Origin of the sequence: Pinisolibacter aquiterrae, assembly GCF_019160155.1 — a bacterium.
GTDB lineage: Bacteria > Pseudomonadota > Alphaproteobacteria > Rhizobiales > Ancalomicrobiaceae > Pinisolibacter > Pinisolibacter aquiterrae.
In genome coordinates this window covers 237948-264225 of sequence record NZ_JAFNIH010000023.1, presented here as the reverse complement: position 1 = coordinate 264225, position 26278 = coordinate 237948, and the positions used below count along the sequence as shown (strand labels likewise).

The window sequence follows — 26278 nt, the reverse complement described above, 5'->3', positions numbered from 1 at the left end:
GTCCGGGGCTCAGCCCAGACCGCTGCCGACCAGGATCAGCGCCAGGATCTGCGGCGAGAGGATGCGCAGGCCCATCACCAACGGATAGACCGTGGCATAGGCGAGCGACTGCGCCTCGGAGTTCCGCGCCATGGCGTTGGCGAAGGCGAGCGCCGGCGGGTCGGTCATCGATCCGGAGAGCACGCCGCACAAGGTGAGATAGTCGACCTTCAGAATCGTCTTGGCGACGAAGGCGGTGACCATCAGCGGCACCAGCGTGATCAGCGCGCCCCAGGCGACCCAGGAGAGACCGTCGCCGTTGGTGAGCGTGTCCAGGAAATGGGCGCCGGACTTGAAGCCGACCACCGCCAGGAACAGCACGATGCCGAGTTCGCGCAGGGCGTGGTTGGCGATCGGCGGCATGAACCAGACGAACGAGCCGACGTGACCCACCCGCGACAGGATGATCGCCGCGAGCAGCGGCCCGCCGGCGAGCCCGAGCTTGATCGGCGCGCTGCCGAGCAGGCCGAAGGAGAGGTCGATCGACCCCAGCGCGATGCCGAAGGCGATGCCGATGAACATCGGGATCGGATCGAACTCCTTCAGACGCTGTTCCGAATTGCCGACGAAGCCGGCGACCTTCTCGAGGTCCTCGCGGCGGCCGATCACGTTGAGAATGTCGCCGAACTGGAGCTTCAGCGCCGGCGGCGCCACCAGTTCGACGCCGGTGCGCACGACGCGGGAGATGCGCACGTCGAAGCGGCCCTCGAGATTGAGCGCGGCGATCGACTGGCCGAGCACGTGGTCGGAGGTGACGACGATGCGCTCCCAGGTGAGATCGGTGCCCTTGGTGGTGAGCGGCACGCCGTGGACGGTGCCGAGCCCGGCCGCGACCTCGCGGAGCCGCTCCGTCGGCCCGACCAGATGCAGCACGTCGCCGACGTCGACCCAGGTGGTGTCGTGCGGCACGCGCAGCTGGCCGGCGCGCATCAGGCGGGAGACCACGACGTCGCCGGCGTCGAGCCCGGGCAACTGCGAGATGGTGCGATCGGCGAGCGCCTCGATCGTCACTTCGACGTCGAGCGTGCCGATCGAGGCGACCTCCTGCCGGCGCCTCGCCTCGAATTCCTTGGCGACCCGCTCCGGATCGATGCGGAAGACGCTGCGCACGGCCATCATCGTCAGGAGAATGCCGACGATGCCGAACGGATAGGCGACGGCATAGCCGAGGCCGGTCAGCCCGACGTCGCTGCCGGGAAGGCCCATGTCGCGCAACACCTGCTGCGCCGCGCCGAGCGACGGCGTGTTGGTGACCGCGCCCGAGAGGACGCCGAGGATCGCCGGCAGCGGCACGCCGGCGAAGACGTGGATCAGCCCGGCCGTGATCGCGCCGGAGACGACGATCGTCGCGGCGATCAGATTGAGCTTCAGACCGGACTTCTTCAGCGCCGTGAAGAAGCCGGGGCCGACCTGGATGCCGATCGTGTAGACGAAGAGGATCAGGCCGAACTCGCGCACGAAGTCGAGCACCTCGGCCTCGAGATGCAGCCCCAGCCGGCTGGCGATGTCGCCGACCACCAGCCCGGCGAAGAGCACGCCGCCGATCCCCAGGCCCGCGCCCTTGACGGTCACGCGCCCCAGCATCAGCCCGAAGGTGCCGATGATCGACAGGGCCATCACGGCGAGCGCCACGCCGGACATGCCGGTGATGAAATGCCAGATCATGTCGGACCCCCGGGTAGGCTCGTGACGGAGCTCTGAGCTGCCGCAGTGCAATATGGTCGTCGCGAAACGACCGATTCTTCGACTATGTCGACTTTCGCACTGCCGCATCGAGGGAAATACCGATTGTGTTTTCAGACCTTTGGCGTAAGACGAAAGTCGCCCGTTTGCCGCCGATGCACGTTCTCTTCGACGGTTCGTCGCGGCGGGCGGCTTCATGCTCCGGGAGATGCGGCATGCGGGAAGGCGAGGACGATCCGGTGATCACGCGGCATCGCGATCTCGAGAAGATCGCCAACGCGGCCCTGCGGGCCGGCCGCGTCGCCATGGAGAGCGGCGCCAACGTCCGCGCCGTCCACGACGTCTGCGCCGCCGTCGCGCGCGGCCTCGGCGCCGAGGACGTCGGCCTGCGCTCGGGCTACGCCTCGCTCTCGATCACCGTCAGCGCCGGGGAGAACACGATCACCCGGATGAGTTCGGTCGGCCGCCTCGGCGTCAATCAGCGCCTCGACACCGAGGTGCGCCGGCTCGCCGGCCGGGTCGGCGGCGGCGGCTTCGTCCCCGCGTCCGTCCACGGCGAGATCGACCGGCTGTTGCGCGAGACGCCGCGCCATCCGAGTTGGCTGGTCGCCGTCGCCACCGGCACGGCCTGCGCCGCCTTCGGCCGGCTGCTCGGCATCGATTGGGCGGCCTTCCTGCCGGTGCTGGTCGCCGGCGCCCTCGGCCAGGAACTGCGCCATCGGCTCTTGTCCGCCGGCGTCAACGTCTTCGTGGTGGTCGGCATCATCGCCTTCGTCGCGGCGACCCTCGGCGGCATCGGCGCGCGGACGGTGGGGTCTTCGACCGTCGCCATGGCGATGATGGCCTCGATCCTCCTCCTCGTCCCCGGCGTGCCCGCCACCAATGCCCAGACCGACATCATGGACGGGTTCCCGACCGTCGGCAGCGCCCGCGCGGTCTGGGTGATCATGGTGATGGTCTTCGCCTCCGCCGGCATCTGGCTCGCGCTCGCGCTGATGGGAGTGACCCTGTGACGATCGATCTCGCGCCTCTCGCCGCGCCCGCGCTGCACGTGCTCCATCAGGCCTTCTTCGGCGCCGTCGCCGCCTGCGGCTTCGGCGTCCTCTTCAACTTCGGCCCGCGCTGCCTCGCCTGGGCGACCGGCTTCGGCGCCGTCGCCCTGGCGATCCGCACCCTCGGGCTCGATGCCCGCTGGAGCCTCGAGGCGGCCTCCTTCGCCGCCGCCGTCGCCACCGGCTCGCTCGCCCTGGTGTTCCGCCGCCGCCTCGGCGCCGCCACCGAGACGATCGCGCTCGCCGGCTGCATTCCGATGATTCCCGGCGCCTTCTTCGGTCAGGCCCTGCTCGGCTTCTTCGCCCTGACGTCCCCCGACGCGGTCGGGGTCGAGGCGACGGTGTTCCAGTCGATCCAGGCGCTGCTGCGCGTGATCTTCACGCTCGGGGCGATCGGCGCCGGTCTCGCCATCCCCGTCCATCTGGTTCGGCCGGGACGGCTGTGACTTACCCGGCCCGCCGGGCGGCCGCGCCCTTGCCCCGAACCGCTCCTCCGGGCTAACTCGTGCCATGGGAAAGCGCGTGATTCCGCCCTCGGGCGATGGTGAAGACGATGGTTCGGGGCCCGGCGGCGAAGTGTTGCCGGTCAATCTGCGCGACGCGCTCGAGGAGCGCTATCTCGCCTACGCCCTCTCGACCATCATGCACCGGGCCCTGCCCGACGTGCGCGACGGTCTGAAGCCGGTCCATCGGCGCCTCCTCTACGCCATGCGCGAGCTGCGCCTCGCCCCCGACGCCGCCTTCAAGAAATGCGCCCGCGTCGTCGGCGACGTCATCGGCAAATATCATCCGCACGGCGATCAGGCGGTCTACGAGGCGATGGTCCGCCTCGCCCAGGATTTCGCCCAGCGCTATCCGCTGGTCGACGGCCAGGGCAACTTCGGCAACATCGACGGCGACAATGCCGCCGCCATGCGCTACACCGAGGCCCGCCTGACCGACGTCGCCATCCTCATTCTGGAAGGCCTCGACGAGGACGCGGTCGACTTCCGGCCCAACTACGACGGCTCGGAAGACGAGCCGGTGGTCCTGCCCGGCGCCTTCCCCAATCTCCTCGCCAACGGCTCCTCCGGCATCGCCGTGGGCATGGCGACTTCGATCCCGCCGCACAACGCCCACGAGCTCTGCCAGGCGGCGCTGCGGCTGATCGAGAAGCCCGACACTCCGATCGAGGATCTGGTCGCGCTGGTCCCCGGCCCCGACTTCCCGACCGGCGGCATCATCGTCGAATCGAAGTCCTCGATCCTCGAGAGCTATCGCAGCGGCCGTGGCGGCTTCCGCCTGCGCGCCCGCTGGGAGAAGGAGGATCTCGAGCGCGGCATGTGGCAGGTGGTGGTCACCGAGATCCCCTATCAGGTCGCCAAGAGCCGCCTGATCGAGAAGCTCGCCGACCTCATCAACGAGAAGAAGGCGCCGCTGCTCGAGGACGTGCGCGACGAATCGACCGAGGACGTCCGCATCGTCCTGGTGCCGAAGTCGCGCAACGTCTCGCCCGAGCTCCTGATGGAGAGCCTGTTCAAGCTCACCGAACTCGAGTGCCGCATCTCTCTCAACATGAACGTGCTCTCCAAGGGCACGATCCCCGGCGTGCTCGGCCTCAAGGACGTGCTCGTCCAGTGGCTCGATCATCAGAAGGACGTCCTCGTCCGCCGCTCCGAGCACCGTCTCGCTCAGATCGAGAAGCGGCTCGAGATCCTCGGCGGGCTCCTCGTCGCCTATCTCAATCTCGACGAGGTGATCCACATCATCCGCACCGAGGACGAGCCGAAGCCGGTCCTGATGGAGCGTTTCTCCATCACCGACGTCCAGGCCCAGGCCATCCTCGACATGCGCCTGAAGAACCTGCGCAAGCTCGAGGAATTCGAGATCCGCAAGGAGTTCGACGAACTCACCGAGGAAGCCGCCCAGATCCGCGCCCTGCTCGCCTCCGAGGAGAAGCAGTGGAAGATCGTGGCGCGCGGCATCCGCCGGGTCGCCGCGAAGTTCGGCCCCGAGACCCCGCTCGGCAAGCGTCGCACCACCTTCGCCGACGCCCCCGATCACGACACGGCGGCGGTCGAGATGGCGATGATCGAGCGCGAGCCGATCACCGTCGTCGTCACCGAGAAGGGCTGGGTGCGCACCCTCAAGGGCCACATCGACGATCTCTCGCGGCTCGAGTTCAAGCAGGGCGACAAGCTGCGCATCGCCTTCAAGGCCGAGACCACCGACAAGCTGATCGTCTTTTCGACCGGCGGCCGCTTCTTCACCCTCGAGGCCTCGAAACTGCCGGGCGGCCGCGGCCACGGCGAGCCGATCCGCCTCCAGTGCGACATGGATCAGGACCAGGACGTGCTCGACGTCTTCGTCCACGTCCCCGGTCGCCGTCTTCTGACCGTCGCCAAGTCCGGGCGCGGCTTCGTCGTCGCCGAGAACGAGGTGATGGCCCAGACCCGCAAGGGCAAGCAGGTGCTCAACGTCGCCGCCGGCGACGAGGCGCGGCTCTGCGTCGAGGTGCCCGAGGGGGCGAGCCATGTCGCGGTCATCGGCGACAATCGCAAGATGCTGGTGTTCCCGCTCGCGCAGGTACCGGAGATGACGCGGGGCGCCGGCGTCCGGCTCCAGAAGTACCGCGACGGCGGCATCGCCTCGCTGAAGTGCTTCGTCGGCGAGACCGGGCTCACCTGGACCGACAGCGCCGGCCGCGCCTATGTCCGTTCCCTGACGGAGTTGAGCGACTGGCTCGGCAATCGCGGCGACGCCGGGCGCCTGCCGCCCAACGGCTTCCCCAAGACCAATCGCTTCGACAACGGCTGATCCCGCCGATTGCGACGTCGTGGCCGGGCGGAAGAAACACGCACGACGTATGCCCGTAACAGGACGCTGCGATAAGATGCGACGAACCGGCCGCCCCCGCCGAAAGGCGCGGGGAGACGCGGTCGGCAGGGATGCGCGGGCCCGACGCGCGCGCCGAAGAGAGGAAGCAAACCATGTCCTATCTGCGTAAGGGTGTCTCCGGCGAGCCGGTCAAGATCCTCCAGGCCAAGCTCGGCGTCGCTGCCGACGGCGAATTCGGCTCCGGCACCGAGAAGGCGCTGAAGGACTTCCAGACTGCCCACGGCCTCGCCGCCGACGGCATCGCCGGCCCCGACACCTTCATGGCCATGGGCCTCGGCGAACTGGTCCTGCTCGGCGTCGGCACCAAGGGCGCCGCCGTCAAGAAGCTGCAGGAGGCGCTCGGCCTCGCCGCCGACGGCATCTTCGGCAAGGGCACCAAGGCCGCCGTGGTCGCCTTCCAGGAGAAGAACGGCCTCGACGCCGACGGCTTCGCCGGCCCGGCCACCCTCGCCAAGATCGCCGCCTTCGCCGGCACCGTGACCGCTGATCAGGTCGCCAAGTCCGAGGCACCGGCCGGCTCGACCCCGTCGGGCGAGGCCCTGCCGACCGCGCCGGGCGCCACCGCCGATGCCGGCGAGGCCGCGCCGTCGAAGTCGATCTGGGGCACCGTCAAGGGCTGGTTCTCCTGACCTCGAGAGGCGACCGGGTTCACCGGCGCCGCCGTCCCGCGACGAATCGCGAAATGAAGAGGGCCGTCCCGGAAAGGGGCGGCCCTCTTTTCACGTCGTTCACCATGTTTCGCACCGCAGCATCACTGTTGCCCCTCCGGCATGTCCCTCGGTTGCGCTGTGGACGAACTGTGGATAGTTTCCGGGTTGTCCTTTCGTCACACCTCACGTGTCGCGATGGGGCAGGCTAGTATGGCCGCGTACGGACAGGGGTCTGGTTCGGGGGGACTGATCCGATGGCGACGATCGAAATTCTCTCTGGGGACTTCGAGAGAGACACCACGCGTATCCGCTATTCCGAGGCGGGGCGCGCCTTTCTCAGACTGCGATCGAACGACGGGCACGTCGAGGACCTGTTCCTCGAGAACGAGGTCGTCGGGGCCGCCGAGGCCGGCGAGGGTCCGACCGCGCGCGATCGCGGCGAGGGTGTCCGCTCGACCGAAAAGCGCCTCTTCGTCGTGTTGCTGCGGGGCGGACGCAAGTTCGTGGCGCGCGGCGACTTCGACGCCATGATCGAATTCGAGACCGCACCGCTTCCCGCCGATCAACGGCGCGAGCGCCTCGCCCGTCTCCAGGCCTCGCGGGTCACCCGCGCCGCCACCGCGAGCGGACCGGCCGCCTGGTTCGGCCCCGGTTTCTTCGCGCGCCTGCTGCCGGGCCGCTGAGCGCGGCACCGCGCGGGGCGATCGGTTTCGGCTCGAGCGGGCGTCCGCGCCCGGACGGGGCGGGCATGCTCGTCGCTCCACCGCGCGGCGAACGCACGGCGAGCCGGCCTCTTCGAATCGTCTCGAGCGAAGGCCGGCGCGGATCGGCGTCGGCCGGTCGGCCCGTGCCCCGGAGCCCGTGTCGGGCCGTGACCACGGGAGGGCCCGGCGAATCGGGCCCGGCGCGGTGGATCTCAGGGCGTGTCGACGCGTTCCCACCCGTCGGGGCCGAGATGCTCCTGCGGCAGGAAGCGGCGCTTGTAGGCCATCTTCTTCGACCCCTCGACCCAATAGCCGAGATAGACGTAGGGCAGTCCGTGCCGGGCGGCGCGGCGGATGTGGTCGAGAATCATGAAGGTGCCGAGCCCGCGCGTCTCCTCGTCGGGCTCGTAGAAGGAATAGACCATCGACAGCCCGTCGGAGAGCAGGTCGGTCAGCGCCACCGCGACCAGCGGCCCCTGGCCGCGCCCGGTGATCGCGGTATCCGGGCCGCGTCGGCGATATTCGATCACCATCGTGTCGACATGGGTGTCCTCGATCATCATCGAGTAGTCGATCACCGTCATGTCGACCATGCCGCCGTCGGAATGACGGGCGTCGAGATAGGCGCGGAACAGCGAATACTGTTCCGAGGTCGGCAGCGCGCCCTGTTCGACGCCGATCAGGTCGTCGTTGGTCTTGAGAACCCGCTTGAAGCCGCGGCTCCACAGGAAGTCGGCGACGTCGATGCGCACCGAGACGCAGGCTCGGCAACCGTCGCAGGCCGGCCGATAGGCGATGTTCTGCGAGCGGCGAAACCCGCCCTGCGTGAGCACGTCGTTGAGACCCGAGGCGCGCATCCCCACGAGATGGGTGAAGACCTTCCGTTCCTGATGATCGGGCAGGTAGGGGCAGGGCGCGGGCGCCGTCAGGTAGAATTGCGGTGCGTCGAGCGGATGCTGCGTCATCGGCCCTCCTCGGTCCTGCCCCGGCCACGCGGCGGCGACCCGCCGCGATCGGCCGCGCGCGCCGGTCCGACGCGAAACGATAGCGCGCTCTCCCCTCGTCGAGAAGGGGATCGAGCGGCTTCGCGCCTCTTGATCGTTCGATATGTCAGCGCCCGGTGAGAGCCAGCACGCGCGCGTCCATCACCAGCACGCCGATCGCCAGATCCTGCAGCAACTGCCGGCGCTCGGTGAAGAGCCCGACGAGGTGGATCAGCGGCGTCAGCGCGACGCTGAGGGCGTAGAAGATCACCACGTGCATCAGCGCCGTCAGCCCGTCGGGACGGCGTCCATCGGTGGTGCGCATCGAGAGGCCCATGGCGCGCATGCCCGGCGTCGCCGACTCCGGCCCGCCGAGCGTTCCGACGGTATAGAGCACGCCGAGGATCGGCCACAGCGCCGGATAGATCAGCCACGCCAGACCGAAGGTGGCGATGCCGAGGAAGAACACGACGACCGCCGCCATCAGCCACAGCACCGACACGCCGATCACGTCGAAGACATAGGCCATCGCCCGGCGCGACAGCACCTGCTCGAACAGATCCGGCTCGAGCGCCGGGTCGAACAGATGGCGAATGGTGATCTCGCGGGTGGGTCGGGTCATCGACGGGCCTCGGTTGGCGGCAGCGTCAGACAAGATGGGGGCTGCCGCGCCTCGCCACAAGAGACGTGCGGAAATCCCCATGGTTCCGCCGCCGCCCCGCGATTGACGCATCCGTGAAGCCTCGCTACCCCTGGAGAAGACCCCGACGTCGTGAAGAGATCCCGCCAGAGGATCCGTGAGGCGAGCCGTGCGCGTCTCGTGCGGCGAGGGAAGGGAGCGACCATGAACTTCGAATATTCCGAGGAAACCCGCGCCTTTCGCGACATGGCCTCGGCCTTCGCCGCCGCCGAACTGGCGCCCAACGCGCGCGCCTGGGACGAGACCTCGACCTTCCCGCTCGAAACTCTGCGCGCCGCCGCCGCCCTCGGGCTCGGAGCGATCTACGTCGGCGACGACGTCGGCGGCTCCGGCCTCGGCCGGCTCGACGCGGCGGTGATCTTCGAGGAACTGTCGCGCGGTTGCACCTCCACCTCCGCCTTCCTCACCATCCACAACATGGCCTCGTGGATGATCGACCGATGGGGCACGGACGAGCAGCGCCGAAAATGGCTGCCGCGCCTCGCCACCATGGAGATCGTCGCGAGCTACTGCCTGACCGAGCCGGGCGCCGGATCGGACGCCGCGAGCCTCGCCACCAAGGCCGTGCGCGACGGTGATCATTACGTCCTCGACGGGTCCAAGGCCTTCATCTCCGGCGGCGGCACCTCCGACGTCTACGTGGTGATGGCGCGCACCGGCGGCCCCGGCCCCAAGGGCATCTCGGCGATCGTCGTCGAGAAGGGCACGCCCGGTCTCTCCTTCGGCGCCGACGAGAAGAAGATGGGCTGGAAGAGCCAGCCGACCGCCGCCGTGATCTTCGAGAATTGCCGGGTGCCGGTCGAAAACCGCATCGGCGCCGAGGGCGAGGGCTTCTCCATCGCCATGGCCGGTCTCGACGGCGGCCGCCTCAACATCGCCGCCTGTTCGCTCGGCGCCGCCGCCGAATGCCTCGACCGGACCCTCGCCTACGTCAAGGAGAGGAAGCAGTTCGGCCAGCCGATCGGCGACTTCCAGGCCCTGCGCTTCCGCCTCGCCGACATGGCGACCGAGCTCGAGGCCGCCCGCCTGATGGTCCATCGTGCCGCCTGGATGCTCGACCGCAAGGATCCGAAGAAGGCCGACGCCGCCGTCACCCGCGCCTGCGCCATGGCCAAGCGCTTCGCCACCGACGCCGGCTGGAAGGTGGTCGACGAGGCCTTGCAGCTGCACGGCGGCTACGGTTATCTCGCCGACTACGAGATCGAGCGCTTCGCCCGCGACACCCGCGTCCACCGCATCCTCGAGGGCACCAACGAGGTCATGCGCCTCATCATCGCCCGCTCGCTGATCGACGATTGAAGGCTCGCCAGAGACCATGACCTCCGTTCCGACCGAAGACGTCCGTTTCGAGATTCGTGGCCGCGCCGGCGTGATCACCCTCGATCGCCCCAAGGCGCTGAACGCGCTCACCCTGCCGATGGTTCTCGCCATGACCGAGCGGCTCGACGCCTGGGCCGCCGATCCGGCCGTCGCCCACGTCGTGCTGACCTCCGCGTCGGAGAAGGCCTTCTGCGCCGGCGGCGACATCCGCCACATCCACGACATGGGCCGCGCCGGCGAGCCGGGGCTCACCGACTTCTTCCGCGACGAATATCGGCTGAACACGAAGATCCATCGATATCCGAAGCCTTTCACCTCGCTGATCGACGGCATCTGCATGGGCGGCGGCGTCGGCCTCTCGGCCCATGCGCCCTTCCGGGTCGGGTCGGAGAAGACCCTCTTCGCCATGCCCGAGGTGTCGATCGGCTTCTTCCCCGACGTCGGCGGCACCCACATGCTCTCGCGCATGCCGGGCGAGACCGGCGCCTTCCTCGCCATGTCCGGCGGACGGCTGAAATGGGCCGATTGCCTCCACGTCGGCTTCCTGTCGCACACGGTCGAGAGCGCCCGCATGGGCGAGTTGCTCGCCGCGCTCTGCGTCGCCGATCACCCCGGCGCGGTCCTCGAGGCGTTCCGCGTCGATCCCGGCGCGGCGCCGCTCGCCGGCCGCCGCGCGGCGATCGACCGGATCTTCACCGGCGACGACGCGAGCGCGATTCTCGCCCGTCTCGAGGTCGAGGAGGGCCCCGACGGCGATTGGGCGAAGGCGCTGGCGGCGGAGATTTCCGCCAAATCGCCGACCTCGGTCGCGATCGCCTTGCGCCAGGTGCGGATCGGCGGTTCTCTCTCCTTCGAGGACGGCATGCGGACCGAATACCGCATCGTCTCGCGCATTCTGCAGGGCCTCGACTTCTACGAGGGGGTCCGCTCGGTCCTGATCGACCGCGACAACCGGCCGAGCTGGCATCCCGCGACCCTCGCCGAGGTGTCGCCGGCCGAGATCGAGGCCCATTTCACCACCATCCCCGCGGACGGCGATCTCGCCGTCTGAGGGACTTTCGGGAGACGAGACGCGATGGCCCGTATCGAGACGACCGCCGCCGCGACCCGCGCGTGGATCGACGACCGCCCGCCGGTGCGCTGGCGGCTCATCCTCGACGTCTTCCTGCGCCTCGTCTCGGTCGGCCACCTGGTCTGGGCGCTGTGGGAATGGGCCGCGCTGATCGGTCTGGTGCCGCCCCTCGGGGTGGTCGAGACCAAGGCGCATCTGCCGCGTCAGGGCGCGGCCTATTTCTTCGCCGGGGTCGATCCGATCGCCGCCGTCGGCCTGTGGCTCGGCTCGACCTGGGGCGTCGCGACCTGGCTGGTCGCCACCTTCGCCCGGATCCTGATCCACACCGCCTACGCCGGCATCTTCGACTGGACGCCACCTTGGACCGCCTTCCAGGTGGCGACCTTGGCGCTCTATCTGCTGCTCTTCTTCCTGTCCGAACGCGCCGAGCGCGAGGAGAAGAAGAAGCGCCGCCGTCCCGAGTGACCATCGCCCGCGCCTCGGACGTCGGCCCTCGCCCGCGTCCGGTCGCGGCGGCCGAGGTCCCTCGCAATCACTCGAGCAAGGCGGCGAAGTCCGCCCAGGGGAGAAACGCATGTCTCGGATCGTCTTCATCGGCCTCGGCAACATGGGGCTCCCCATGGCCGCCAATCTGGTTCGCGCCGGCCACGTCGTGACCGGCCTCGACCTCTCCGGCGACGCGCTCGCCCGCCTCGTGGAGGCCGGCGGCCGCGCCGGCACCTCGCTCGCCGAGGCGGTGGCCGACGCCGAGGTGGTCGTGTCGATGCTGCCGGAAGGCCGGCACGTCGAGGCGGTCTATGCCGGCGAGGAGGGCGTCTTCGCCCATGCCCCGCACGGCTGCCTCTTCATCGACAGCTCGACCATTCATGTCGAGAGCGCTCGCAAGGTCGCCGGCATGGCCGCCGCGCGTGGCTTCGACATGGCCGACGCGCCGGTCTCCGGCGGCGTCGGCGGGGCGGCGGCGGCGACCCTGACCTTCATGGTCGGCGGCAGCGACACCGCCTTCGGCCGCGCCGAGCCGATCCTCGCGGCGATGGGCAAGACCATCGTCCACGCCGGGGCCTCCGGCGCCGGTCAGGCCGCCAAGATCTGCAACAACATGATCCTCGGCATTTCCATGGTCGCGGTGTGCGAGGGCTTTGCGCTCGCCGAGAAGCTCGGCCTCGACGCGCAGAAGCTGTTCGACATCGCCTCCACCTCGTCCGGTCAGTGCTGGTCCTTGACCACCTATTGCCCGGTGCCGGGCCCGGTGCCGACGAGCCCCGCCAATCGCGGCTATACCCCGGGCTTCGCCGCGGCGATGATGCTGAAGGACCTGAAGCTCTCCCAGGACGTCGCCTCCGCCGCCGGTCAGGCGACCCCGCTCGGCGCCGAGGCGGCGCAGCTCTATCGTCTCTTCGTCGATCAGGGCAACGCGGGCCGCGACTTTTCGGCGCTGTTCGAGTTCCTCAGGGGCGGCAAGAGCGCCTGATCCGGGGAAACGATCGGGATACACGCCGTCGGTATGGGTTAACAGGACGCCCCATCCGTGCTACCCGCCTCACCGTGCCCATGTGACGATCTCGTCACAGGGATGGTGTCAGGCCGAGAAGGGACCGTTCCATGTCCGCCCCGAAGACGGAAATCACCGGACGCGGAGTCGTCTCCGCGCTCGGCTCGACGATCGCGGATTTCGAAGCCGCGCTGCTTTCGGGGGCTTGTGGCATCGGCGACATTTCCGACATCGCGCCCGGCCTCAAGTTCACCAACGGCGCGCCGGTCCGCGACTTCGACCCCGCCGCCCATTTCGACAAGCAGACCCAGGGCCACATCGATCGCTACACCCAGATGGCGGCGGTGGCCGCGCGTCAGGCCTGGAAGGAAGCCGGCCTCGACGAGAACCCGCCCGAGCCGGCGCGGGTCGGTGTGGTGATCGGCACCGCCAACACCGGCATCGACGCGACCGCGCGCGCCTTCCGCAAGATCTTCATCGACGAGCTCCGCCCCTCGCCCTTCACCATTCCGCAGATCATGGGGTCGGCGCCGGCGAGCCGTGTCGCCCGGGAACTCTGCGCCAAGGGGCCGGTCTTCGGCGTCACCTCGGCCTGCGCCTCCGCCGGCCATGCGATGCTCGTCGGCGAGGGCCTGATCCGCGCCGGCATCATCGACGTCGCGGTGGTCGGCGGTACCGACAGCTGCTTCGAACTCGGCCTGCTCAAGGCCTGGGAAGCGCTGCGCGTCGTCTCCTCCGACACCTGTCGGCCCTTCTCGCTCGGCCGCAAGGGCCTGATCATGGGCGAGGGCGCCGGGATGCTCGTCCTCGAGCGTGCCGGCCGCGCGAGCGCCCGCAAGACTCGCGTCTTCGGCCGCTGGCTCGGCTCCGGCATGTCGTCGGATGCCGGCGACATCGTCGCGCCCGATCCCGAGGGCATGAAGGCGGCGATCCGCGCCGGCCTCGCCGACGCCGGCATCGCCCCCGACGCGGTCGGATACGTCAACGCCCACGGCACCGGCACCGCCTTCAACGACAAGTGCGAATCCGCTGCCGTGCTCGACGTCTTCGCCGGCCGGTCCGCGCCGATCCCGATCTCCGCGACCAAGTCGCAGGTCGGTCACGCCATGGGCGCCGCCGGTGCCATCGAGACCATCGCCACGCTGGCGGCGTTGAACGCCGGCATCCTGCCGCCGACCCTCAATTTCCTCGAGCCCGATCCCGACTGTCCGGTCGACGCGGTGACCGAGGGGCCGCGTCCGGCGAAGATCGACGTGGCGATCAAGAACTCCTTCGCCTTCGGCGGCCTCAACCTGTCGATCGTGCTCGGTCGCGGCGATTGAGGCGTGCGCTTCCGCTCGCCAATTCCCGCGCCATCGGCTAAGACCATCGGCCTCGCACCCACCGAGGCCGCTGTCATGACCGCGTTCGAACCCCGCCTGCCCACCCTCGACGACGTCCGTGCCGCCGCGAAGACGATCGAGGGGGCGGTGATGCGCACGCCCTTCCTGCCGGCGCCGCGCCTCAGCGCCCTGACCGGCGCCGAGGTCTGGGTGAAATACGAAAACCTCCAGGTCACCAATGCCTTCAAGGAGCGTGGCGCCCTCACCAAACTGCTTTCGCTGACCCCCGAGGAGCGTGCGGCCGGCGTCATCGCCATGTCGGCCGGCAATCATGCCCAGGCGGTCGCCTATCACGCCACGCGCCTGCGGATTCCCTCGACCATCGTCATGCCGGTGACCACGCCGCACGTGAAGGTCACCGCGACGCGCGGCTTCGGCGCCCATGTCGTGCTGTCCGGCGAGACCGTGGCGGAGGCCGAGATCGAGGCCGCCCGTCTCGCCGAGCGCGATCGCCTCACCTTCGTGCACCCCTATGACGATTTCGACGTCATTCGCGGCCAAGGCACCGTCGCGCTCGAAATGATCGCCGACGTCCCCGAACTCGACGTGATCGTCACCCCGGTCGGCGGTGGTGGCCTCGCCGGTGGCATCGCCGTCGCCGCAAAGGGGGTGAAGCCGCGGATCGAGGTGGTCGGCGTCGAGACCCGGCTCTATCCCTCGATGTGGGCCGAGCTGCGCGACCTGCCGGTCCATGCCGGCGGCACGACGCTCGCCGAGGGCATCGCCGTGAAGCGGGCCGGGCGAATGACGCTCGAACTGGCGCGCCGGCTGATGGACGATCTGATCCTGGTCGAGGAGAGCGACATCGAGCGCGCCGTCAATCTCTACCTGACGCTCCAGAAGACCATGGCCGAGGGCGCCGCCGGCGCCGGCCTCGCCGCGCTCCTCGCCGCGCCGGAACGGTTCCGCTCCCGCAAGGTCGGGCTGATCCTGACCGGCGGCAACATCGACCCGCGCATCCTCTCCTCGATCATGGTGCGCGAACTCGCCCGCGAGGAGAAGATCGTCGGCATCCGCATGATCATCCCCGACCGCCCCGGCGTGCTCGGCGAGATCACGACCGTGCTCGGCCGCATGGGCGGCAACGTGCTCGAGGTCGAGCATCACCGCACCATGCTGAAGGTCCCGGCCAAGGGGGCCACCCTCGACGTCGTCTTCGAGACCCGCGACGGGGCCCATGCCCAGGAGATCATCGCCGCGCTCGAGGCGCTCGACTACGTGGTCGAACGGCTCGACGGGCCCCGGTGAGGGGAGGACGATCGTCGGATCGCACGTGCCACGATCGCATCGAGGGTGTGACTTACGTAACGCTCTCATGGAGAGTATTTGTACGATCTTCCGGTCGGAATGAGATTCTGTTGGTTGTTCACGTCATGGTCTCACACGCAAAAGGGCCTCATGATGTGCAACGCCGTTCGTTCGACTTCGCCGCGCTCGTTTCTCGCCGTCTTCGGTCTGGTCCTCGTTCTTTCGGGATGTGATCAGGTGAAGGACACGTTCGTGACCAAGTGCCAGGCCGTGACCGGGGCGTCGTCGTCCGATTGCGGATGCGCCGCCGGCAAGGTGAAGGAGATCATGGGAGACGAGGGGTGGCAGATTGCCGGCTACGTTCTCGCCGGTGATCGCGCGCGAGCCGAAACCGAGTTGGCGAAGAAGGGCTTGGGCGGCATGTTCGGCTTCATCGGGCAGTGGTCGATGGCCATGGGCGTGGCGGAGCAGCAATGCAAGGTCCGTGGGCTCTCGCGCATGTGAACCGAGGGACGATCACCGGCGAAGACCGGCACGTTCTCCTCCGGATCGTCGCGCGGAATGCCCCTCCGACGACTTTCTCACGGATGCACCGGGATGACCTCCGGGTGCGTCCGTGATAAGAGGCCGCGGTTGAAAGGGACTGCGGGCCGTCCACGGGTCCCGCCGATCGGGGACCGAGGATGAGCGAGAAGCATCTCAACGCCGGATACGCCGCCGCCGACATGGACGCGATTCTCTCCGGCCGGCGCATGCGTCGCAACCGCCGCACCGACTGGTCGCGCCGCATGGTGCGCGAGACCCGGCTCTCGGTCGACGATCTGATCTGGCCGCTCTTCGTGGTCGACGGCAACGGCGTCACCGAGCCGGTCAAGTCCATGCCCGGCGTCGAGCGTTTCTCGGTCGATCTCGCGGTGCGCGCGGCGGAACGGGCGGCGAAGCTCGGCATCCCCGCGCTCGCCCTCTTCCCCAACACCGATCCGGATCTGCGCGACGACCACGGCTCCGAGGCGCTCAATCCGGAGAACCTGATCTGCCGCGCCTGCCGTGCCATCAAGGCCGAGGTGCCGGAGATCGGCCTCATCACCGACGTCGCGCTCGATCCCTATACGAGCCACGGCCACGACGGCCTGCTCGAGGGCGAGGAGATCGTCAACGACGCCACCGTCGCCCGCCTCGTCGCCCAGGCGCTGGTCCAGGCCGAATCCGGCGCCGACATGATCGCGCCCTCCGACATGATGGACGGCCGCATCGGCGCGATCCGTCGCGGCCTCGACGCCCACGGCTTCACCCATGTCCAGATCATGGCCTATTCGGCCAAATACGCCTCCGCCTTCTACGGCCCCTTCCGCGACGCCGTCGGCACCAACAAGACCCTGATCGGCGACAAGCGCACCTATCAGATGGATCCGGCCAATACGGAAGAAGCGATTCGCGAGGCCGCCCTCGACATCGACGAGGGCGCCGACATGATCATGGTCAAACCGGGCATGCCCTATCTCGACATCTTGGCGCGACTGAAGACGACCTTCGGTCTGCCGACCTTCGCCTATCAGGTCTCGGGCGAATACGCGATGATCGAGGCCGCCGCCGCCAACGGCTGGATCGATCGCGACCGCGCCATGATGGAGAGCCTGATCGCCTTCAAGCGCGCCGGCGCCGACGGCGTGCTCACCTATTTCGCCCCCTTCGTCGCCGAGATGTTGAAGGCGGGGGCGTGATCGCGGCGGGCCGGATCCCGGCCCTGACGGGGCTCTGTCTCCTCGGCACGGCGATGGCCGCCTGCGGGCGCGTCGACGAGGCGGAACGGGCCACCTGCGTCGCGGTGGTCCCGGCGATCGAGGCCGCCTCGCGCGGGCCGATCGAGATCGTCTCGGTCGAGCCCTTGCGCGCGGATCTGCCGACGCTTCATCTCCAATACCGGGTCGGGCAGGGCGCCCATGTGCGCGGCGGCTTCCTCGACTGTGCCTTCGGCCCCGACGAGGACCATCCCGGCCGCACCAGGCTCGTCGGTGTGCGTTCCGCCGCCGGCGCCCTCTCGCCGGCCCGGCTCTTCGTCCTCGAGCGCTTCTGGCTCGCCGATGCGCGCGCCCGCGGCGAGGGCGCGGCCCGTCTCGCGATGCCGGCGGACGCTCGCTGAACACCCTTTCGAGAGTCTCCACGAACGTCCTTTCCGAAGTCTTGGAGTCTTCGGTTGATCGAATCTGAATCGAATACTGTCGGGCCGATTCAGAAGATGTTCAGCAAGACATTCGGAGGTGGGGTTTTACCAAAAGTTCATGATGCAATTTAAGGCGATTTTAGACTCGGTTCGGTACATTTCACCTCATGAAGAGGCCAGAAGAGCCCAAAGAACAAACGAGCTGAGTGAGGCATAACCCATGAACACTCTCAAGAAGGCGGCGGCTCTCGCGCCCCGTACCGAGGAACAGGAGGCCATTCGGCCGCTCTACCTCGAAGCGCTGACTCTGGTGGAACGCCTCCATCGTCGCCTGCTCGACGTCATCAAGGACGAGTTCGACCGCGTCGGCCGCGACGACGTCAACGCCGTCCAGGCGCTCCTGCTGTTCAACATCGGCGGCGCCGAGCTGACCGCCGGCGAGCTGCGCACCCGCGGCTACTATCTCGGTTCGAACGTCTCCTACAATCTGAAGAAGCTTGTCGAGGGCGGCTACGTCCGCCACGAGCGCTCCCGCGTCGACCGCCGCTCGGTCCGCGTGTCGCTGACCGAGAAGGGCCGCGAGATCGCCGACGTCGTCGATCGCCTCTACGACCGCCAGCTGCGTTCGATCGAACAGGTCGGCGGCATCGGCCCCGGCGAGTTCCAGACGATCAACAAGTCGCTCCAGCGTCTCGAGCGCTTCTGGACCGACCAGATCCTCTATCGTCTCTGAGACGAAGCGCTTCGAACGAGAAGAAATCGAAGTCGGGCAGGCTCGACTTCGAGGGCGCTTCGGGATCGACCGGATCCACTATCGACTTCGAGCATCACTCGCTCCGGATGGCAGACCCTGAAGGCCCGGACGGTTCCCCGTCCGGGCCTTCTCCTCGTTCGGGCCTTTCCTTCGTTCGGGTCGGCCGCGCGTTCCGCGTCCGCCCGCTGCGTGACGGCGGTTGCGCCGGTCTGCCCGTCGCCATGGGCACTTGTCTTTCCGGCCGCGTCCGGGTCTCGTGTGGCCCCGCCCTCGCGACCGGATCCTCGCCTTGCAGAAACTCGTCCACCCCCATGAGATCCTGACCGGCCTGCTCGTCACCCTGGTCGGTTACGCCTCCTCCGGCGCCATCGTCATTCGCGGCCTCGCCGCCGTCGGCGCCAACGAGGCGGAGATCGTCTCGGCCATGGTGGGGCTCGCCATCGCGCTCGGCGTGTTGGCGATCGGCCTCAGCCGGTGGACGCGGATGCCGATCTCGATCGCCTGGTCGACGCCCGGCATGGTCCTGCTCGCCACCGTCGGGGTCGGGTCGGGCGGGTTCCCCGCCGCCGTCGGCGCCTTCGTCACCACCGGCCTGCTGGTCGCCGCCTCCGGCCTCTTCGAGCCGCTCGGCCGCCTCGTCGGCGCGATCCCGAAGCCGATCGCCAATGCGATGCTCGCCGGTGTGCTCCTCAAGTTCTGCCTGCTGCCCTTCACCGCACTGACGGAGATGCCGCTGGCGATCGGCGCCATCGTCGCCACCTGGGTGGTGCTGATGCGCTTCGCTCGTCTGTGGGCGGCCCCGGCGGCGGCGGCGCTGGCGCTCGCCTTCATGGGGCTCGGCGGCGAAGGGGCTTTCTCCGGCCTCGCCTTCGCATGGCCGAAGCTGGTCTTCGTCGCGCCCGTGTTCGATCTCGAGACCACGATCTCCATCGCCCTGCCGCTGTTCCTGGTCACCATGGCCTCGCAGAACATCCCCGGCTACGCGGTGATCGGCACCTTCGGCTATCACCCGCCGTTCCGCCCACTGCTGATCGCCACCGGCGCGCTGTCGGCGCTGCTCGCCCCCCTCGGCATGCCCGTGGTCAATCTCGCCGCGCTGACGGCGGCGCTCGCCGCCGGCGACGAGGCCGGCCCCGACCGCTCGCGCCGCTGGATCGTCGCGGCGATCGGCGGGCTCGGCCACATGGCGCTGGGCGTGGTCGCGGTGGTGGCGGTGGCGCTCGTCATGCGCTCCTCGCCGCAACTGATCGAGGCCGCCGCCGGCCTCGCCCTGGTCGGTGCCTTCGGCGGTTCGACCAAGGCGGCGCTCGACCGCGAGGAGGATCGAATCCCGGCGCTCCTGACCTTCCTCGTCGCCGCCTCCGGCCTGTCGTGGCACGGCGTCGGCTCCGCCTTCTGGGCGCTGGTGATCGGCCTCGCCGTTCACGTCCTCGCGAGATGGAGACCGGGGCGGGCGTGATCGCGCGTCGCCGCCTCGCGGATTTGCTGCAACACTGCGCGCCGCCGAGCTTTTCTCGCGCGATGCCGGCTCGACGGCGACATGTTTCGGCCATATTGCAATGAGTAACCAAGAGCCGAACACGGGTAGAGGACGAGGCGGCATCGACCGCCGAGTCACGGGGACACCCCTCGCCGCCGAAGGGTCGGTGGCGGGACGGGGATCCTCGCACGAAGCCGCCGAGGGCGGGCCCGGTCGATGTCTCCTCCACGACGTCCCGACCCCGGGCATCGCGCGAGATCGTCGGCAGCCAACGGCGTCCAGGTACGCCCCAACGATGGAGATCGACGCGGTGCATCGCCACTCTGCTCCGAAAGCCTCTCGACCGACCCGCCGCGCGCTTCTCGCCGGTCTCGCGGGCGCGGCCCTCGTGCCCACCGCCGCCTTCGCCCAACAGAGCGAGAGCCCGCTCGAGGCGCTGACCCGTTCGCAGGCGGTGCGCGAATGGCAGCAGAAGTTCGATGCCGGCACCAATGCCGCTCAGGCCGAGCGCATCAAGTCCGACACGCCGCTGCTGTCCGCCGACACCGTCACCGCCATCGAGGCGGCGATCCCGCGCCTGCAGGAACAGCAGGCCCGCGGCGGCTGGCCGAAGGTCAAGTCGTCGTCGCGCCTCAAGGTCGGCAGCCGGTCGGAGGCCGTGCCGCGCCTGCGCGAGCGCCTCGTCGCCTCCGGCGACATGCCCGCCGATCAGGCCCGCATGGGCTATTACGACACGTTCGACTCTTACGTCGACGCCGCCGTGCGCCGCTTCCAGGTGCGCCACGGCCTGCGTCCCGACGGCGTCGTCGACGACACCGTGATGGAGGTGATGAACGTGCCGGTCGAGACCCGTCTCGCCCAGCTCGAGATGAACCTCGTCCGCATCCGCGCCATGTCCGGCTTCCTCGGCGACCGCTACATCTTCATGAACGTCCCCGCCGCCGAGCTGGAGATGGTCGAGCAGGGCCGCGTCGTCGAGCGTCACAACGCGGTCGTCGGCAAGATCGATCGCCAGACCCCGACCCTCACCTCGGCGGTCCGCGAGATCAACTTCCATCCCTATTGGCACGTGCCGGTCTCGATCATCCGCAAGGATCTGATCCCCAAGATGCAGACCGAGCCGGATTACCTGACCAAGAACCACATCCGCATCTTCGACGGCCGTGGTCAGGAAGTGCCGCCCGAGGCGGTCGACTGGAACTCGGTGCAGGCCACCCAGTATTCGTTCCGCCAGGATCCCGGCGGCGACAACGCCATGTCGACGGTCAAGGTGACCTTCCCGAACAAGGACGACGTGTACATGCACGACACGCCGTTCAAGGATCTGTTCGGCGACAACAACCGCTTCTATTCGTCGGGCTGCATGCGCATCCAGAACATCCAGGGCCTGGTGACCTGGCTCTTGCGCGACACCCCCGGCTGGACGCCGGACGCCGTCGCCGAGGCGCTGAACAACGGCCAGCGTCTCGACGCCAAGCTGAAGACGCCGGTGCCGGTCTACATCAACTACGTCACCGCCTGGGCGACCACCGCCGGCGTGATCCACTTCCGCGACGACATCTACAACAAGGACGGCGTCGGTATGTTGGTCGCTCAGGAGTGAGCGCCCCCGGCGGGGCGCGCGCCCCCCGAGCGACATGAAATCGAGCCCGGCCCCGCCGGGCTCTTTCGTTTTCCGCCTCGAAACCGCTCGAGGGGGAAGATCTGGCGCCCGTTTCGTGCTATCGGGCGCGCGAACGAGCCGGCGAAGCCGGCGAAGACCCGACGAGGTGCCCCGCATGACCCAGACCACCGCCCCCCTCTTTCCCGGGTTCTTCACCCAGGGCTTGGCCTCGAGCGATCCGGCGCTGTTCCAGTCGATCGTCGACGAACTCGCCCGCCAGCAGGACGAGATCGAGCTGATCGCCTCCGAGAACATCGTCTCCAAGGCGGTGTTGGAGGCGCAAGGCTCGGTGATGACCAACAAATATGCGGAAGGGTACCCGGGCAAGCGCTACTACGGCGGTTGCGAATGGGTCGACGTGGCCGAGAGCCTCGCCATCGAGCGGGCCAAGCTGCTGTTCGGCGCCGAATACGCCAACGTCCAGCCCCATTCCGGCGCCCAGGCCAATCAGGCGGTGTTCTTCACCTTCCTGCAGCCCGGCGACACCTTCATGGGTCTCGACCTCGCCTGCGGCGGCCACCTCACCCATGGCTCGCCGGTCAACCAGTCGGGCAAGTGGTTCAAGCCGGTGCCCTACAAGGTCACGCCCGACACCCACCTCATCGACATGGACGAGGTGCGCTCGCTCGCCCTCGCCAACCGGCCGAAGCTGATCGTCGCCGGCGGCTCGGGCTATCCCCGCCGCATCGATTTCGCCGCCTTCCGCGCCATCGCCGATGAAGTCGGCGCGATCTTCATGGTCGACATGGCGCATTTCGCCGGCCTCGTCGCCGGTGGCGCGCATCCGAACCCGCTCGATCACGCCCATGTGGTGACCACCACCACCCACAAGACCCTGCGCGGGCCCCGTGGCGGCATGATCCTGTCGCGCGACCTCGACATCGGCAAGAAGATCAATTCGGCCGTCTTCCCCGGCCTCCAGGGCGGCCCGCTGATGCACGTCATCGCGGCGAAGGCGGTCGCCTTCGGCGAGGCGCTGCGTCCGGAGTTCAAGACCTACGCCGCCAACGTCGTCGCCAATGCCCAGGCGATGGCCGAGGCGCTTCTGGAACAGGGTCTCGACCTCGTCTCCGGCGGCACCGACACGCACCTGATGCTGGTCGACCTGCGCCCGAAGAAGGCGACCGGCAACGTCACCGAGAAGGCGCTGAAGCGCGCCCACATCACCTGCAACAAGAACGGCATCCCCTTCGACCCGGAGAAGCCGATGGTGACCTCGGGCGTGCGGCTCGGCTCGCCGGCCGGCACCACCCGCGGCTTCGGCACCGCCGAGTTCCGCGAGATCGGCCTGATGATCGGCGAGGTCGTCAACGGCATCATGAAGAACGGCCCCGACGGCGACGGCCAGGTCGAGGCCCGCGTCAAGGAACAGGTCGCCGCGCTCTGCAAGCGCTTCCCGATCTATTCCTGATCGATCACGGCAGAGGACGTGAAACGAGGGCCGGGAGCGATCCCGGCCCTCGTCGTGTTTCGGGGCCGCCGTCCGCCCGCCGAGCCTGCGCCCGGCGGGTGAGGGCGTCGCCCTCAGTCCGCCTTGACGATCCGGTCGAGCTTCGGGGCTTCGATCAGGCCGGCGGTCTTCAGATAGTCCTCGAGCGCGTCGACGTCGAAGATGCCGGGGAGCTGGTCCTTGGCCTTGCGGAACACCTTGAACCCGTCGCCGCCGTCGGCGAGGAAGTTGTTGACCGTCACCCGGTAGCTCGCCTTCGGATCGATCGGCTTGCCGTCGAGGGTGATCGAGGCGATGTCGACCTTCTCGCCGGCCGGCTTCGCCTCGCTCCAAGTGTAGGAGAAGCCCTTGGAGATCTGGAGAATGCGCGGCTTGGGCTGGTTCTGCCACTGCTGCTCGAGCATCGTGTCCAGTTCCTCGCCGGTCAGCGTCAGCGTCACCAGATTGTTGGAGAAGGGCTGCACCGCGAAGATGTCGCCGTAGGTGACGGTGCCGTCCTCGCGCTTCTTGACGAGATCGGCGCGGATGCCGCCCGGATTGGTGACGGCGATCACCGCCGCGCCCTTGTCGGCCGCCTTGGTGGCGGCGAGCTGGGCGTCCGCGATGATGTCGCCGAGCGCGATCTCGCCCGAGGGCGCCTCCGCCTTGGGCAGCGTCGCCGCGATCTTGCCGACCGGCCGCTCGATCAGCGGACCGGCGACCTTCTCATAGGCCGCGATCAGGGCGGTCTGCTCCGGATCCTTGGCATAGGTGTCGGTGCGCACGATCACGTTGTGGGCCTTGGCCTCGACGATCTGGCGCGTCTGATGATCGATCTTCAGATCGATGTCGGTGACGACCGTGCCGAACTTGTCGCCGGAGGTGACGAGCTTGCCGTCGATGGCGCAGTTGTAGGCCTTGTGGGTGTGGCCGGAGACCACGACCTTCACCGCCGGATCGAGCTTCTTGACGATGTCGACGATCGGCCCGGAGATGCCCGGGCATTCGTCGTAGTCGCCGGTCGGGAAGCCGCCCTCGTGGATCAGCACGACGACCGATTCGATGCCCTTGGCCTTCAGTTCGGGGATCAGCGCGTTGACCGTCGCCGCCTCGTCGTGGAACTCGACGCCGGCCACGCCCGACGGCAGCACGATGTCCGGCGTGCCCTTCAGCGCCAGCCCGACGAAGGCGATCGAGATGCCCTCGAAGGTCTTGATCTCATAGGCCGGGAAGATGGTCTTGCCGCTGTCCTTGTAGGTCGTCGAGGCCGCGAGATACTTGAACTTGGCGCCGACGAAGGGATGCAGCGCCAGACAGGCCTTGTCGGACTGACAGCCGCCGTTCTGCTTGCGCAAGAGTTCGCCGACTCCCTTGTCGAACTCGTGATTGCCGACCGCCGAGACCTCGAGCCCCATCGCCGACAGCGATTCGATCGTCGGCTCGTCGGCGAAGAGCGCCGACAAGAGCGGCGAGGCGCCGATCAGATCGCCGGCCGCCACGAACACCGAATGTTTCGCCGAGGCGCGCTTCTCCTTGACCAGGGTCGCCATCGCCTCGGATCCGCCGGCCGGAACCGAGATCGTCTTGGTCGGGTCGGCCGGATCCTTGATCTTGATGCCGCCGGGCGACTTCAGATTGCCGTGGAAATCGTTGATCGCCAGCAGCTTGACCTCGAGCGGATGGAGATCGGCCGCGGTGGCGATCGTCGTCGTCGAAAGCGCGGTCGCGAGACCGCCGAGCACGAGGAGGGAGGGAGCGAGCTTCATGGTCGTCCGTGATGGGGAAGGAGAGCGAAGAGAGAGGATCGTCCCCCGACGATCCCCCTCAGCATCCGTCCGCGCGTTCGGCCGGTCAATGGAGAAGGCGAGGGGGGAAGGCGCGCGCGGTGAAGGAGAGGGCGGTGCGACGCCTCTCGCCACCGCCCCCGACTATCGTGTAGAAACGCCGGCGACGATGCCTCGTGCGCGCGACGGGAGAATGAGGATGCGGTGCCCCTATTGTGGCGGTGACGATACCCAGGTGAAGGACAGCCGCCCGACCGAGGACGGTGCCGCCATTCGCCGCCGCCGCATCTGCTCCGCCTGCGGCGGGCGTTTCACCACCTTCGAGCGGGTGCAGTTGCGCGAGCTGACCGTGGTCAAGCGCTCCGGCCGGCGCGTGCCCTTCGATCGCGACAAGCTGATGCGTTCGGTCCAGGTCGCCTGCCGCAAGCGCCCGGTCGATCCCGATCGAATCGAGCGGATGGTCTCGGGAATCGTCCGCCAGCTCGAGAGCCTCGGCGAGCCCGAGGTCGGCTCCGAGCAGATCGGCGAGCTGATCATGGAAGGGCTGAAGGGCCTCGACGACGTCGCCTATGTGCGCTTCGCCTCGGTCTATCGCAATTTCCGCGAGGCCAAGGATTTCGAGGATCTGCTCGGCGAGCTCGCCGCCCCCGAGAGCCCGATCCGGTGAGCCGGGCCTCGGCCCTCGACGAGCGCTTCATGGGCGCCGCGATCCGCCTCGCCCGGCGCCATCTCGGCCTGACCGCGCCCAACCCGGCGGTCGGCGCCATCGTCGTGTCAGCCGGCCCCGACGGTCCCCGCGTCGTCGGGCGCGGCGTCACCGCGCTCGGCGGGCGCCCGCACGCCGAGCCGCAGGCGTTGGCGCAGGCCGGCGCGGCGGCGCGCGGCGCCACGCTCTACGTCACGCTTGAGCCCTGCTCCCACCACGGCCGCACACCCCCTTGCGCCGACGCCATCGTCGCCGCCGGCATCAGGCGCGTCGTCTGCGCCCTCGACGATCCCGACCCGCGCGTCTCCGGCCACGGCTTCGCCCGGCTCGAGGCCGCCGGCATCGAGGTTCTGCGCGGCGTGTGCGCGGGGGAGGCCCGCGACGGCCTCGCCGGCCATCTCTCGCGGGTGACGCGCGGCCGACCGCGCGTTCTCCTGAAGCTCGCCGTCTCCGCCGACCGCCGCCTCGGCCGCCGCGACCAGGCCCGCCTCGCCATCACCGGCCCGGCCGCCCGCGCCGTCGCCCAGATCATGCGCGCCGAGGCCGACGCGATCCTGATCGGCATCGGCACCGCGCGCGTCGACGATCCCGATCTCACCGTGCGCCTGCCCGGCGCCGGCTCCCTGTCGCCGATCCGCGTCGTCCTCGACGGCGCCTGCCGCCTGTCGCCGCAGAGCCGGCTGGCGCGGACCGCCCGCGACGTGCCGGTCCGCCTGATCGTCGCCGACGACGCCCCCGACGAGCGCCGCCGTGCGCTCGCCGCCCTCGGGGTGGAGATCGTGCCGGTGCCGCACGGCGCCGACGGCCGCATCGATCTCGCCGCCGCGCTGGCGGTTCTGGCCGGCCAGGGCGTCACCTCGGTGATGGTCGAGGGCGGCGCCGAGGTCGCGGCCGCCCTGATCGCCGCCGATCTCGTCGACGACGTCGCCCTCTTCACGAGCGACGTGGTGGTCGGCCCCGGCGGGGTCGACCTGCCGGCGGCGATCGAGACGGCGCTGGCGCCCGAGGCCCGTCGCTTCCACGTCGTCGACTGCCGCGCCGTCGGCGCCGATCGGCTGACCCGTTACGCCCGCGAGACCGAACGCTCCTAGAGGAGAGA

24 protein-coding genes are annotated in these 26278 nt (G+C 69.0%); 20 read left to right on the top strand and 4 right to left on the bottom strand.

Going from position 1 to position 26278, the window contains the following annotated elements; translation table 11 throughout:
- Nucleotides 1-9: 9 nt before the first annotated feature.
- The gene (locus J3S89_RS08910; protein ID WP_217927131.1) at nucleotides 10-1704 is read right to left on the bottom strand and encodes a putative transporter; all 1695 of its coding nucleotides are present in this window, start codon (nucleotides 1702-1704) and stop codon (nucleotides 10-12) included.
- 233 nt (nucleotides 1705-1937) lie between these two features.
- On the opposite strand from J3S89_RS08910, the gene J3S89_RS08905 reads away from it, so the two are divergent.
- The 5 genes from J3S89_RS08905 (at nucleotide 1938) to J3S89_RS08885 (ending at nucleotide 6984) form a co-directional block, all read left to right on the top strand.
- Nucleotides 1938-2735, top strand: coding sequence for a threonine/serine exporter family protein (locus J3S89_RS08905; RefSeq protein ID WP_217927130.1), 798 nt, complete (start codon nucleotides 1938-1940; stop codon nucleotides 2733-2735).
- Entirely contained in the window at nucleotides 2732-3220 is a 489-nt protein-coding gene (locus J3S89_RS08900; protein ID WP_230488914.1) for a threonine/serine exporter family protein, read from the top strand. Before J3S89_RS08905 ends, J3S89_RS08900 begins: the two co-directional genes overlap by 4 nt.
- Nucleotides 3221-3284: 64 nt before the next feature.
- Nucleotides 3285-5570 (top strand): DNA topoisomerase IV subunit A, encoded by a 2286-nt coding sequence (gene parC, locus J3S89_RS08895; protein WP_217927129.1) that lies wholly within the window; start codon nucleotides 3285-3287, stop codon nucleotides 5568-5570.
- 173 nt (nucleotides 5571-5743) lie between these two features.
- Nucleotides 5744-6280 carry a peptidoglycan-binding domain-containing protein gene (locus J3S89_RS08890; RefSeq protein ID WP_217927128.1) on the top strand — a complete coding sequence of 179 codons (537 nt, stop codon included), beginning with the start codon at nucleotides 5744-5746 and terminating at the stop codon, nucleotides 6278-6280.
- A gap of 275 nt (nucleotides 6281-6555) precedes the next feature.
- Nucleotides 6556-6984 (top strand): hypothetical protein, encoded by a 429-nt coding sequence (locus J3S89_RS08885; protein ID WP_217927127.1) that lies wholly within the window; start codon nucleotides 6556-6558, stop codon nucleotides 6982-6984.
- Nucleotides 6985-7217: 233 nt separating this feature from the next.
- Here the strand turns inward: J3S89_RS08885 and J3S89_RS08880 are convergent, their stop codons facing one another.
- The gene (locus J3S89_RS08880; protein WP_217927126.1) at nucleotides 7218-7970 is read right to left on the bottom strand and encodes an arginyltransferase; all 753 of its coding nucleotides are present in this window, start codon (nucleotides 7968-7970) and stop codon (nucleotides 7218-7220) included.
- Between the two features lie 145 nt (nucleotides 7971-8115).
- Nucleotides 8116-8610, bottom strand: a complete 495-nt coding sequence (locus tag J3S89_RS08875) for an RDD family protein (RefSeq protein WP_217927125.1) — start codon at nucleotides 8608-8610, stop codon at nucleotides 8116-8118.
- Nucleotides 8611-8832: 222 nt separating this feature from the next.
- Between J3S89_RS08875 and J3S89_RS08870 the strand changes: the two genes are divergently transcribed.
- The 13 genes from J3S89_RS08870 (at nucleotide 8833) to glyA (ending at nucleotide 22671) form a co-directional block, all read left to right on the top strand.
- Complete coding sequence (locus J3S89_RS08870) at nucleotides 8833-9987, top strand: acyl-CoA dehydrogenase family protein (RefSeq protein ID WP_217927124.1); 1155 nt, start codon at nucleotides 8833-8835, stop codon at nucleotides 9985-9987.
- A 16-nt stretch (nucleotides 9988-10003) separates the two neighbouring features.
- Entirely contained in the window at nucleotides 10004-11059 is a 1056-nt protein-coding gene (locus J3S89_RS08865; RefSeq protein ID WP_217927123.1) for an enoyl-CoA hydratase/isomerase family protein, read from the top strand.
- 24 nt (nucleotides 11060-11083) lie between these two features.
- Entirely contained in the window at nucleotides 11084-11545 is a 462-nt protein-coding gene (locus J3S89_RS08860) for a DUF6163 family protein (RefSeq protein ID WP_217927122.1), read from the top strand.
- A 109-nt stretch (nucleotides 11546-11654) separates the two neighbouring features.
- The gene (mmsB, locus tag J3S89_RS08855; protein WP_217927121.1) at nucleotides 11655-12551 is read left to right on the top strand and encodes a 3-hydroxyisobutyrate dehydrogenase; all 897 of its coding nucleotides are present in this window, start codon (nucleotides 11655-11657) and stop codon (nucleotides 12549-12551) included.
- 131 nt (nucleotides 12552-12682) lie between these two features.
- Nucleotides 12683-13894 carry a beta-ketoacyl-[acyl-carrier-protein] synthase family protein gene (locus tag J3S89_RS08850; RefSeq protein ID WP_217927120.1) on the top strand — a complete coding sequence of 404 codons (1212 nt, stop codon included), beginning with the start codon at nucleotides 12683-12685 and terminating at the stop codon, nucleotides 13892-13894.
- A 75-nt stretch (nucleotides 13895-13969) separates the two neighbouring features.
- Entirely contained in the window at nucleotides 13970-15202 is a 1233-nt protein-coding gene (locus J3S89_RS08845) for a threonine ammonia-lyase (RefSeq protein WP_217927119.1), read from the top strand.
- A 237-nt stretch (nucleotides 15203-15439) separates the two neighbouring features.
- Nucleotides 15440-15706, top strand: a complete 267-nt coding sequence (locus J3S89_RS08840) for a hypothetical protein (protein WP_217927118.1) — start codon at nucleotides 15440-15442, stop codon at nucleotides 15704-15706.
- A 221-nt stretch (nucleotides 15707-15927) separates the two neighbouring features.
- Entirely contained in the window at nucleotides 15928-16923 is a 996-nt protein-coding gene (gene hemB, locus J3S89_RS08835; protein WP_217927231.1) for a porphobilinogen synthase, read from the top strand.
- Nucleotides 16920-17342 carry a hypothetical protein gene (locus J3S89_RS08830; RefSeq protein WP_217927117.1) on the top strand — a complete coding sequence of 141 codons (423 nt, stop codon included), beginning with the start codon at nucleotides 16920-16922 and terminating at the stop codon, nucleotides 17340-17342. The genes hemB and J3S89_RS08830 overlap by 4 nt, the downstream gene beginning before the upstream one ends.
- 241 nt (nucleotides 17343-17583) lie before the next feature.
- Nucleotides 17584-18096 carry a transcriptional regulator LdtR gene (gene ldtR, locus J3S89_RS08825; RefSeq protein ID WP_217927116.1) on the top strand — a complete coding sequence of 171 codons (513 nt, stop codon included), beginning with the start codon at nucleotides 17584-17586 and terminating at the stop codon, nucleotides 18094-18096.
- Nucleotides 18097-18406: 310 nt separating this feature from the next.
- Entirely contained in the window at nucleotides 18407-19576 is a 1170-nt protein-coding gene (locus J3S89_RS08820) for a benzoate/H(+) symporter BenE family transporter (protein ID WP_217927115.1), read from the top strand.
- Between the two features lie 331 nt (nucleotides 19577-19907).
- Nucleotides 19908-21200, top strand: coding sequence for a L,D-transpeptidase family protein (locus tag J3S89_RS08815; protein ID WP_230488915.1), 1293 nt, complete (start codon nucleotides 19908-19910; stop codon nucleotides 21198-21200).
- Nucleotides 21201-21375: 175 nt separating this feature from the next.
- Nucleotides 21376-22671: a serine hydroxymethyltransferase gene (gene glyA / locus J3S89_RS08810; protein ID WP_217927113.1), complete on the top strand. Its 1296-nt coding sequence runs from the start codon at nucleotides 21376-21378 to the stop codon at nucleotides 22669-22671.
- A 113-nt stretch (nucleotides 22672-22784) separates the two neighbouring features.
- Here the strand turns inward: glyA and J3S89_RS08805 are convergent, their stop codons facing one another.
- Nucleotides 22785-24455, bottom strand: a complete 1671-nt coding sequence (locus J3S89_RS08805; RefSeq protein ID WP_217927112.1) for a bifunctional metallophosphatase/5'-nucleotidase — start codon at nucleotides 24453-24455, stop codon at nucleotides 22785-22787.
- A 217-nt stretch (nucleotides 24456-24672) separates the two neighbouring features.
- Between J3S89_RS08805 and nrdR the strand changes: the two genes are divergently transcribed.
- Nucleotides 24673-25140 carry a transcriptional regulator NrdR gene (gene nrdR, locus J3S89_RS08800; protein ID WP_217927111.1) on the top strand — a complete coding sequence of 156 codons (468 nt, stop codon included), beginning with the start codon at nucleotides 24673-24675 and terminating at the stop codon, nucleotides 25138-25140.
- 29 nt (nucleotides 25141-25169) lie between these two features.
- The gene (ribD, locus tag J3S89_RS08795) at nucleotides 25170-26270 is read left to right on the top strand and encodes a bifunctional diaminohydroxyphosphoribosylaminopyrimidine deaminase/5-amino-6-(5-phosphoribosylamino)uracil reductase RibD (protein ID WP_217927230.1); all 1101 of its coding nucleotides are present in this window, start codon (nucleotides 25170-25172) and stop codon (nucleotides 26268-26270) included.
- Nucleotides 26271-26278: the final 8 nt, after the last annotated feature.

Coding starts and splice junctions, on each gene's coding strand:
- J3S89_RS08885 (WP_217927127.1), top strand. CDS start 6,556: ATGGCGACGATCGAAATTCTCTCTGGGGACTTCGAGAGAGACACCACG.
- ldtR (WP_217927116.1), top strand. CDS start 17,584: ATGAACACTCTCAAGAAGGCGGCGGCTCTCGCGCCCCGTACCGAGGAA.
- glyA (WP_217927113.1), top strand. CDS start 21,376: ATGACCCAGACCACCGCCCCCCTCTTTCCCGGGTTCTTCACCCAGGGC.
- J3S89_RS08910 (WP_217927131.1), bottom strand. CDS start 1,704: ATGATCTGGCATTTCATCACCGGCATGTCCGGCGTGGCGCTCGCCGTG.
- J3S89_RS08890 (WP_217927128.1), top strand. CDS start 5,744: ATGTCCTATCTGCGTAAGGGTGTCTCCGGCGAGCCGGTCAAGATCCTC.
- J3S89_RS08870 (WP_217927124.1), top strand. CDS start 8,833: ATGAACTTCGAATATTCCGAGGAAACCCGCGCCTTTCGCGACATGGCC.
- J3S89_RS08905 (WP_217927130.1), top strand. CDS start 1,938: ATGCGGGAAGGCGAGGACGATCCGGTGATCACGCGGCATCGCGATCTC.
- J3S89_RS08805 (WP_217927112.1), bottom strand. CDS start 24,455: ATGAAGCTCGCTCCCTCCCTCCTCGTGCTCGGCGGTCTCGCGACCGCG.
- J3S89_RS08845 (WP_217927119.1), top strand. CDS start 13,970: ATGACCGCGTTCGAACCCCGCCTGCCCACCCTCGACGACGTCCGTGCC.
- mmsB (WP_217927121.1), top strand. CDS start 11,655: ATGTCTCGGATCGTCTTCATCGGCCTCGGCAACATGGGGCTCCCCATG.
- hemB (WP_217927231.1), top strand. CDS start 15,928: ATGGACGCGATTCTCTCCGGCCGGCGCATGCGTCGCAACCGCCGCACC.
- nrdR (WP_217927111.1), top strand. CDS start 24,673: ATGCGGTGCCCCTATTGTGGCGGTGACGATACCCAGGTGAAGGACAGC.
- J3S89_RS08860 (WP_217927122.1), top strand. CDS start 11,084: ATGGCCCGTATCGAGACGACCGCCGCCGCGACCCGCGCGTGGATCGAC.
- J3S89_RS08880 (WP_217927126.1), bottom strand. CDS start 7,970: ATGACGCAGCATCCGCTCGACGCACCGCAATTCTACCTGACGGCGCCC.
- ribD (WP_217927230.1), top strand. CDS start 25,170: ATGGGCGCCGCGATCCGCCTCGCCCGGCGCCATCTCGGCCTGACCGCG.
- parC (WP_217927129.1), top strand. CDS start 3,285: ATGGGAAAGCGCGTGATTCCGCCCTCGGGCGATGGTGAAGACGATGGT.
- J3S89_RS08850 (WP_217927120.1), top strand. CDS start 12,683: ATGTCCGCCCCGAAGACGGAAATCACCGGACGCGGAGTCGTCTCCGCG.
- J3S89_RS08875 (WP_217927125.1), bottom strand. CDS start 8,610: ATGACCCGACCCACCCGCGAGATCACCATTCGCCATCTGTTCGACCCG.
- J3S89_RS08865 (WP_217927123.1), top strand. CDS start 10,004: ATGACCTCCGTTCCGACCGAAGACGTCCGTTTCGAGATTCGTGGCCGC.